This window comes from Sandarakinorhabdus sp. (genome assembly GCF_031430775.1).
Taxonomy (GTDB): Bacteria; Pseudomonadota; Alphaproteobacteria; order Sphingomonadales; family Sphingomonadaceae; genus Sandarakinorhabdus.
This window is the reverse complement of record NZ_JANPCD010000105.1, coordinates 1-8062: the sequence shown is the minus strand read 5'-3', so window position 1 is coordinate 8062 and position 8062 is coordinate 1. Positions and strand designations below refer to the sequence as shown.

The 8062-nt window shown below is 67.5% G+C and carries 8 protein-coding genes; 2 read left to right on the top strand and 6 right to left on the bottom strand.

The features are described from left to right. The 3 genes from yidD to rpmH form a co-directional block, all read right to left on the bottom strand. On the bottom strand, positions 1–132 hold a 132-nt coding region (gene yidD, locus RMQ73_RS06390), incomplete at its 3' end, for a membrane protein insertion efficiency factor YidD (protein WP_310497252.1). Between the two features lie 2 nt (positions 133–134). Continuing rightward, the gene (gene rnpA / locus RMQ73_RS06385; RefSeq protein ID WP_409049841.1) at positions 135–479 is read right to left on the bottom strand and encodes a ribonuclease P protein component; all 345 of its coding nucleotides are present in this window, start codon (positions 477–479) and stop codon (positions 135–137) included. 6 nt (positions 480–485) lie between these two features. Continuing rightward, entirely contained in the window at positions 486–620 is a 135-nt protein-coding gene (gene rpmH, locus RMQ73_RS06380; RefSeq protein WP_310497249.1) for a 50S ribosomal protein L34, read from the bottom strand. Positions 621–786: 166 nt separating this feature from the next. Between rpmH and argJ the strand changes: the two genes are divergently transcribed. Both argJ and RMQ73_RS06370 read left to right on the top strand, forming a co-directional pair. Next, complete coding sequence (argJ, locus tag RMQ73_RS06375; protein WP_310497248.1) at positions 787–2010, top strand: bifunctional glutamate N-acetyltransferase/amino-acid acetyltransferase ArgJ; 1224 nt, start codon at positions 787–789, stop codon at positions 2008–2010. Between the two features lie 30 nt (positions 2011–2040). Further along, positions 2041–2958: a glutathione S-transferase family protein gene (locus tag RMQ73_RS06370; RefSeq protein WP_310497247.1), complete on the top strand. Its 918-nt coding sequence runs from the start codon at positions 2041–2043 to the stop codon at positions 2956–2958. A gap of 22 nt (positions 2959–2980) precedes the next feature. On the opposite strand, the gene trxA is transcribed toward RMQ73_RS06370, so the two are convergent. The 3 genes from trxA to RMQ73_RS06355 all read right to left on the bottom strand — a co-directional run. Further along, complete coding sequence (trxA, locus tag RMQ73_RS06365) at positions 2981–3301, bottom strand: thioredoxin (protein ID WP_310497250.1); 321 nt, start codon at positions 3299–3301, stop codon at positions 2981–2983. Positions 3302–3321: 20 nt separating this feature from the next. After that, the gene (gene addA / locus RMQ73_RS06360; RefSeq protein WP_310497246.1) at positions 3322–6768 is read right to left on the bottom strand and encodes a double-strand break repair helicase AddA; all 3447 of its coding nucleotides are present in this window, start codon (positions 6766–6768) and stop codon (positions 3322–3324) included. Then, positions 6765–8062, bottom strand: a 1298-nt coding sequence (locus RMQ73_RS06355) for a PD-(D/E)XK nuclease family protein (RefSeq protein WP_310497244.1), incomplete at its 5' end; no start/stop codon positions are given. The genes RMQ73_RS06355 and addA, both read right to left, overlap by 4 nt.

Sequence of the window (8062 nt, the reverse complement as noted above, 5' to 3'; positions counted from 1 at the left end):
GGGTCCGTGGCGCGAAATCGCCTCGATGGCATAGGCCGAACAGCTGGGTGAAAAGCGGCAGGTCGGCGGCATCACTGCCGAAAAGCTCGCTTGCCAAAGCCGAATCGGCCAGATCAATAATGCGCGGGTCATGCTCATCTCGGGGGTAGATGGGCCTTGCCCAGGGCTTTTTCCAGATCAGCCCGCAGCAGCGCATAATCGCGCGTCACGCCGCCGTCGCGGCCGATCAGCACATGGTCGGCGCCTGCGACGCCCAAATCCAGCAGAAGTTCGCGGGCCAGCGCACGAAACCGGCGCTTCATGCGGTTGCGAACGACGGCGCCGCCGATTTTCTTGGTGACCGTGAAGCCGGCGCGAATCGCCGAATCACTGTCGCGGCGATGGTTGACGAGCAACACAAAGCCGGCGGTAACGACCCGCCGGCCCTTGTTTGCAGCGAGATAGTCTCGCCGCAGCCGGATTGTCTCCGGCCCGGACATCAGCTGCTACGCCGACAGCTTCTTGCGGCCACGCGAGCGGCGGGCCTGGATGACCTTGCGGCCACCAACGGTCGCCATGCGTGAACGAAAGCCGTGGCGACGGGCGCGGACGAGCTTGGATGGCTGATAAGTGCGCTTCATTGTTCTATATCCGGTTCGGCAGCACCGCCGAAAAGCCGGGCCGCAAAAGAGAGACGCGCATAGAAGCCGGTGTGGTCCAAGTCAACCTTTTCAGACACGACAAATCGCGTCGCCCGGCGCCCGGCCTCTGGACTTGGCCAGCCTGCTGACGGCAATAGTGTCCGCCATGACCATCTCGCCGCTCGCCCTGCCCTTTCCCGCCCTGCCGGCCATTGCCGGCGTGACCATCGGCACCGCCTGCGCCGGCTATAAGCCATGGACACGGGATGATGTCTCGCTGTTCGTACTGGCGCCCGGCACGGCGGTGGCCGGAGTGACCACGCGCTCGCTGTGTCCCTCGCCCGAGGTCGAGTTGTGCCGTTTCCGGCTGCCGGGCGGCAGGGCGCGGGCGCTGCTGGTCAATGCCGGCAATTCCAACGCCTTTACCGGCGCCGCCGGCCGCACCGTGGCACTGGCCCAGTCGGAACGTCTGGCCGACCTGCTGGGTTGCCCGGCAGACATGGTGTTCAGCGCCTCGACCGGCGTGATCGGGGTGCCACTGCCGCACGACAAGGCGCTGGCGGGAATCGCGGCCGCACATGCCGCGCTGGGCACCGCTGACTGGCTGGCTGCGACAATGGCCATCGGCACCACAGACACTTTCCCCAAGGCCGCTATCGTCAAGGCGATGATTGGCGACACGGCCGTCACGTTGCTGGGAATCGTCAAGGGCAGCGGCATGATCGCACCCGACATGGCGACGATGCTGGGGTTTGTGTTCACCGACGCTGCCGTCGCGCCGCCATTGTTGCAGCAGATGCTGACCGAATCGGCGGCAAGGACCTTCAACGCCATCACGGTCGACAGCGACACCTCGACCTCGGACACGGTGCTGGCCTTTGCCACCGGCGCCGCCGGTAACACGGAACTGGCGAGCCGCGATTCGGCCGGCGCCGATGCCTTTGCCGCCGCGTTGACCGACTTGTGCCGGCAATTGGCACTGCTGGTGGTGCGCGACGGCGAAGGTGCCACCAAGCTGATCACCGTCAGCGTGGCAGGCGCCGACGATGATGCCGCCGCGCACGCCATCGCCATGAGCATCGCCAATTCGCCGCTGGTGAAAACCGCCATTGCCGGCGGCGACGCCAATTGGGGCCGTGTGGTGATGGCGGTCGGCAAGGCCGGGCAGCGCGCCGACCGGGACCGGCTGTCCATCCGGTTCGGCACGACACTTGTGGCGGCAGACGGCGCCGTGGTGCCCGGCTATGATGAAGCGCCGGTTGCCGCACATCTGGCCGGCGACCAGGTGGAAATCGCCGTCGATATCGGCCTTGGCGAGGGCCGGGCGCGGGTGTGGACCTGCGACTTGACGCATGGCTACATCAGCATCAACGCCGATTATCGCAGCTAGCGGCGTGGTCCGGCTTCGGGAGTTATCAAGATGACGCCAATCCTGTTCCATTACGAAGCATCGCCCTTTGCCGAGCTGGTCAGGATCGCACTGGGAATCAAGGGTCTGGAGTGGGGCAGCGTCATCGTGCCCCGCGTGTTGCCCAAGCCTGACCAGACGGCGTTGACCGGCGCCTATGCCCGCACGCCGATGGTGCAGCTTGGCGCCGACATTTATTGCGATACTGGCGCTATCCTGCCGGCCCTTGAGGCGCTGCCCGGTCCCTCGCTGTATCCTTTGCCGCTGGGCAGCCTGCACCGCCTTGTGGCCAATTGGGCGGGCGGGCCGCAGTTCATGGCCCATGTCGGCGCCGCGCTGGGGCCGATGCCGCCCGGCGCGATGGGCGAGGATTTCATCCGTGACCGCCAAGCCCGGTTCGGCCTCGACATGGCCGCGCTCGGCCGGGCGGCACCGCATCTGGCCGGCCAGGCCGAAGTGGCAGCATCATGGCTGTCGGACACGCTGGCCGATGGGCGGGCGTTCATCGGCGGTGATGCACCGGGCGCCGGGGACTGCGCGCTTTATGCCAATCTGTGGTTCGTGAAGGGTGTGCCCTTTGCGGCGCGCAGTGCCGATGCCATGCTGGCCTTTGCCGGTGTTGGCGACTGGTTCGGGCGCATGGCAGCATTCGGGGCCGCATCCGGCCGGGGCACCCGCCGCGAGATGAGCGGCCCAGATGCACTGGCTGCAGCGCTGGCCCAGCCGCCGCGTGCCATCTCGGGAACGGTTGCCGGGCCATTTGTGGCCGGCATGACCGCAGCCGTGCGGCAGGAAGGCACGCATGACGAGGCGACCACCGGCGCACTGCTGCGCTGCGATGCCGGCGGTATCATTCTGGCGCGAGAGATACCCGGCGGGACCGTGCATGTGCATTTCCCGCGTCTGGGTCAGGTGGTGACGCCGGCCTGAGACCGGCGGCACCCAGGTCCGATCAGGCGAGCGCGCCTTCCAGCCAGGTCCGGAGCTGGCCCTTGGGCGCGGCGCCGACCTGCTTGGCGACCGGCTGGCCGTTCTTGAACAGGATCATCGTCGGGATCGACATGACGCCATAGCGCCCCGGTGCGTCGGGGTTTTCATCGATGTTGACCTTGACGATCTCGACGCCGGCCATTTCGTTGTTCAGTTCTTCGAGCGCCGGGGCGATCATGCGGCACGGACCGCACCATTCCGCCCAGAAATCGACGAGAACGGGCGTGTCAGCCGCGATCACATCGGCGTGGAAGCTGGCATCGGTTACGGCTTTGGTCATGATATCTGGTCCCTTGGGGGTGGCTATGGTGCCAAGATAGGCGTGCCGGCTTCGCTCTGCAATGACAGCGCGGCCCCGGGATGATGAAGCGCCAGCAGGGCATCAGGCAAATCGATAAGGCGCGGCCCTTGCGTAAACAGCAACGCCGCACGGATGCGCCGGCCCGGAAACACCACCGCAAGCGCAGCGGCATAGGCTGCCATCTGCCGCAGATGAAAAACGGGCACGTCATCGGCGCTGTCCGGCACGCGGCGGCCGGTCTTGAAATCCACCACCATGACCGCGTCATCGCCGACCAGCAGCCGATCGACACTGCCGGCGATGACCATTTCGCCGACCATGGCCGCCACCGGCGCCTCGGTCAGCGCGCCGGGCGCGAACACTTCGGCAAACGCCGGGTCGTCCAGCACGGCCAACACAGTTGCCACCAAGGCGTCGCCATCGAATTCGGGCACATTGGCACGCGCCCAGCCCAGGCCGGCTTCGCGGCGGCGATCCGGCGGCACATCGGGCAGCAATTCAAACAGGCGGTGCAGGGCATTGCCGCGCCGGGCGGCGGCGGCACGCACCGGGTCCGGCGGCGGCTGGGCAATGTCATCGCCGGCGATGGTGCTGGGCGACAATGGCCGCAGCGGCCGCGCTTCCTCGGCGGGCGGACGCATGGCCCAGGGCGCGATCTGGAGGCGCGAGGGTGCAGGATCGAGGTCTGCCCCCGAAGCCGACTTGGGTTCGCCCTCGGCGTGCGTGAGCACCGCGCCTTCCCATTCGGGATCACTGCCGGCCACGGCGTTCAGGCCCGCCATGGCGCGGGCGATGGCGGTATACCAGCTCTTCTCGGACGGCTGGCGTTCCTTGTTCGGCTTGGCAACGGCGCCGCCAATGAACAGCAGGTCTTCGGCGCGGGTCAGCGCGACATACAGCAGCCGGCAGTGTTCGCGCAGCGCATCGTCGGTGCGCGCGGCCATGGCATCGCCAAGCGGGTTTCCGGGCGCGATCTTGCCGCGCAGGAACACCGGCAGCGGCAGGCCGCCACCCAGCGCCATCGGCAACGGGCCGGTTTCGCCCTTTGGCACATAACAGGCGTCGGCCAGCACCACGATCGGCGCCTGCAGGCCCTTGGCGCCGTGCACGGTCATCAGGCGCACGGCGTCGTTCATGGCCTCGGGATCGCGCTTGATGGTGAAATCCTCGGCTGTCAGCCAGGCCAGAAAGCCCTGCAGGCTTGGTGCAGACGCTGCCTCGAATGCCAGCGCCTGATCGAGCATGGTGTCGATGGCGTCGCGCGCTTCCTCGCCCAGCCGGGCCAGCAGGCGCTGACGCCCCATCAAAGGCCCCGACAGCACGCTTTCGAGAAACTCATAGGGCGCCAGCCGCTTGCCAAGGCCCTGTACCTTGCCCAACCAATCGCGCGCCGCAACCACGCCGGCGTCTTCACTGGCCAGGACGGCAGCCCATAACGTGCCGGTTCGCCCGGCGGCCAGCGCCGTCAACCGGTCGTGGTCCAGCCCGCCAAAAGGCGAGACCAGCAGCGCCGCCAGCGTCAGGTCGTCGCCCGGCTGCAAAACGAACCGCACCAGCGCCATCAGGTCGGCGACCGCCAACGGATCGGTCAACTTGAGCCGGTCGACGCCGGCAACCGGCACGCCGTGCACATGCAGCGCCGACACCAGCGCCGAGGAAAAGCCGCTGCGCCGCCGCACCAGCACGAGTATGTCCTGCGGTTGCACCGGCTTCCCGGTCGATGGCAGGCGCAGCGGCGCACGGGGATCGAGCCAGCGGGCAATGGACGCGGCGACCTTATGGGCCATGCGGACTTCCACGGCGGCCGGCGCGGCCCCGTCGGAGTCGCTGCCATTGTCGCCGTCTTCATCCTGGTCATCGGTGACGGCATCCGGATCGGCCATCAACGGCGGCCATAGCGTGACTGACCCGGCGGTGTCGCGAAAGGCCGAGTGATCCGGCACGCCGCGCGGGTCGAACTGTTCCTCGCCGATAACGTCGATCACTTGGTCCACAAGACGCAGGATGGCAGCGGCGGACCGGAAATTGGTCGCCAGCGGCCGTTCGCGCAAAATGCCCGGCTCGGCTGCGGTCAACGCGACGAAATGCTCGCGCTTGGCGGCATAGACCCGCGGGTTGGCGCCCTGAAAGCCGAAGATCGACTGTTTGAAATCGCCGACGACGAACTGGCTGCGGAAATAGTCGCGCGCACCCTGCCCGGAAAAGAATTCGGACGTGATGCCCTGCACGACCCGCCATTGATCGTCATTGGTATCCTGCGCTTCATCGACGAGCACATGGTCGATGCGCTGGTCCAGCTTGTAGCGCACCCAGCCTGCGGCGCCTTCGCCCTCAAGCAAGGTGCGTGCCGCACTGATCATGTCGCCATAATCGATGACGCCGCCGCGCGCCTTGGCCATGGTCCAGTCACGCGCCAGCCGGATGGCCACGCGGATATGCTGCGCGGCAAGGTCTGCGGCTGCGAACAGCGCTTGTTCGGCCTTGATTTTGGCCACTGTTTTGGCCAGGGCGAGGAAGTCATCAGCAGCATCGGAATCGAACGCGATGCTGGCCTTGGTTATGGCGCTGATCGCGACCGTGCCGGCCTTGGTGAGAAACGCATCGAACAGATAGTCAACGTTGTCGGCAGTCGGCGATCCCCGCCACTTCGCCAACGGGTCAAGCCGTTCAAAAGCGCGTTTGCCGCCAGCCGCCAGCATCGCGGCAATGCGCGCCAGCCGGGCATCATCGATATCCGCCATACGCTCCGCGAGCACCGCTTCGGGCACAGCATCGGCAGCAAGGCCAAAGCCCCGCCGCAGCATCGTCAGTGCGCCCTCGGGACGCAGGCCACCCAGCGCCTCGGCATGGCTGGCGGCGGCCTTGGCAATCTCCGATATGCGTCCTTCGCCGCAGGCAAGGCTGATCGCTTCCACATCGGCGCGAAACCCGGCGTCGTCCTCGGCTTGGAGCGCATCGGTCAGCACGCGTCTTTGCAGCATCTGGCCGGCTCGGTCATCCAGCGTCACAAAGCCCGGCGCGACGCCCGACTCGATGGGAAAACTGGCGATCAGCGCCTGGCAAAAGGCATGGATGGTCTCGATTGCCAGCCCGGCCGGCGTGTCGAGCACGTCAAGGAACAGCTGCCGCGCCCGCGCCAGCATGTCCGCGTCAGGCTCGGCACCAATGGCGCGGATGTCGCTGGCCAGTGCGGCGTCATCGCAGCGGGTCCAGCTTGCCAGCCGGCTGGTGACACGTTCGAGCATTTCGGCCGCCGCCAGCTTGGTGAAGGTCAGGCACAGAATCGCTTCGGGCCGCGTGCCATCCAGCAACAGCCGCAGCACCCGCGCCGAGAGCACCTGCGTCTTGCCGGTGCCGGCCGCCGCCGCCACCCAGGCATGGAAAGCGGGGTCGGCCGCGTCGGCCTGCTCGGCCCGCAACGGCAACAGGGCTTTTGCAGCCGTGTTCATGATGGCGCGCCATTTGCAGCGGGCCGACCTGCCCATTCGGCGACCCGCGCCAGATGGTCATAGTCGCCCCAAGCATGGGCCGGGCGCAATTTGGGCAGGAACGGCGCCGTGGTCAGCAAGAAATGGCTGGTGCGGTCAACGGCGACTTCAAGCGCCTTGTCGACCAGTTCCTCGGCAGTGATTTGCTGCTTGTCGCCGTGGAACAGCACGCGGAAGATCTCGCCGGGCTTGTCCTGACCACCCCCCAGCTGCCAATAGCTCATGTCGTCGGGCCGCCCCTTTGGCAGCGCATCTTTTTCCGTCGCCAGCCGGCCAGCCGCAGCAATCGCCAGCCCCAGCGCAAGTTGGTTCGCCTCAAGCCCGCGCACCCGTTTCGCGCTGGGCGGCTTGCCGGTCTTGTAGTCGGTGATGGCCAGCCGGCCATCGGCGCTGATGTCGACCCGGTCGAGCCGCCCGCGCAGCGTGACGCCGTTGGACAGAATCAGGCTGCCCGCAGCTTCGGCCCACATCTGCGGCCATTCGCCCTCGCGGGCCAGCACCTGCACGCCGGCCCATGTGATGGCGTTCTGGGCGCGCGGCAGCCACAGGGCGCGCAACAGCGGAAAATGCGCCGCTTCGGTGGTCAGCCGTTCAGCCGCGATGAGCGCCAGTTGATCGGGCGTGCCATGGCCCTGCTTGATCCATGCCTCCATGACCCCATGGATGATCTGGCCGCGCTGGGCCGCTGTCGGATCAAGCTCCAGCGCTTCCAGCGGGCGCAGGCGCAGAATCGCCTTGGCGTGAAAGGCAAAAGGATCGTTGATCAGCGTGTCGATATCGGTGATCGACAATTGGCGCGGTCGCAGCGCCAGTGGCGGCGCCGGCGCCGGGCGCTGCGGGATAATCGGTGCCGCATTGTTCCGGTCCAGCGCCCGCGCCAATGCGATCAGGTCATCGCGCCCCTGCAGGCCGCCGGCATAGGCATCGAGCCTGAGCCACAGCCGTGAAGCGATTTTCGGCCCCGATGCGTCGCGGCGCGCGCGGGTCAGCAAGACTTCGGGCGCGCCCAACGCCCGCACGAAATCCTGCGCCGCCAGCCCCAGCGCCCGCGCCGTGCCGGGCAGGCCCAGCGCGCTGCGAATTGCCGGCGCCAGCCACGGATCGGGCGCCGGCCGCGCTGGCCAACTGCCCTCGTTCATGCCGGCCAGGATCATCACATCGGCGCGGGCCAGCTGCGCCTCGACCGGTCCCAATATCGCAAGCCGGTGGTGCCCGGCGCCGGGCACGCGTACCGCGCCGTCCGCCAGCAGCAGCG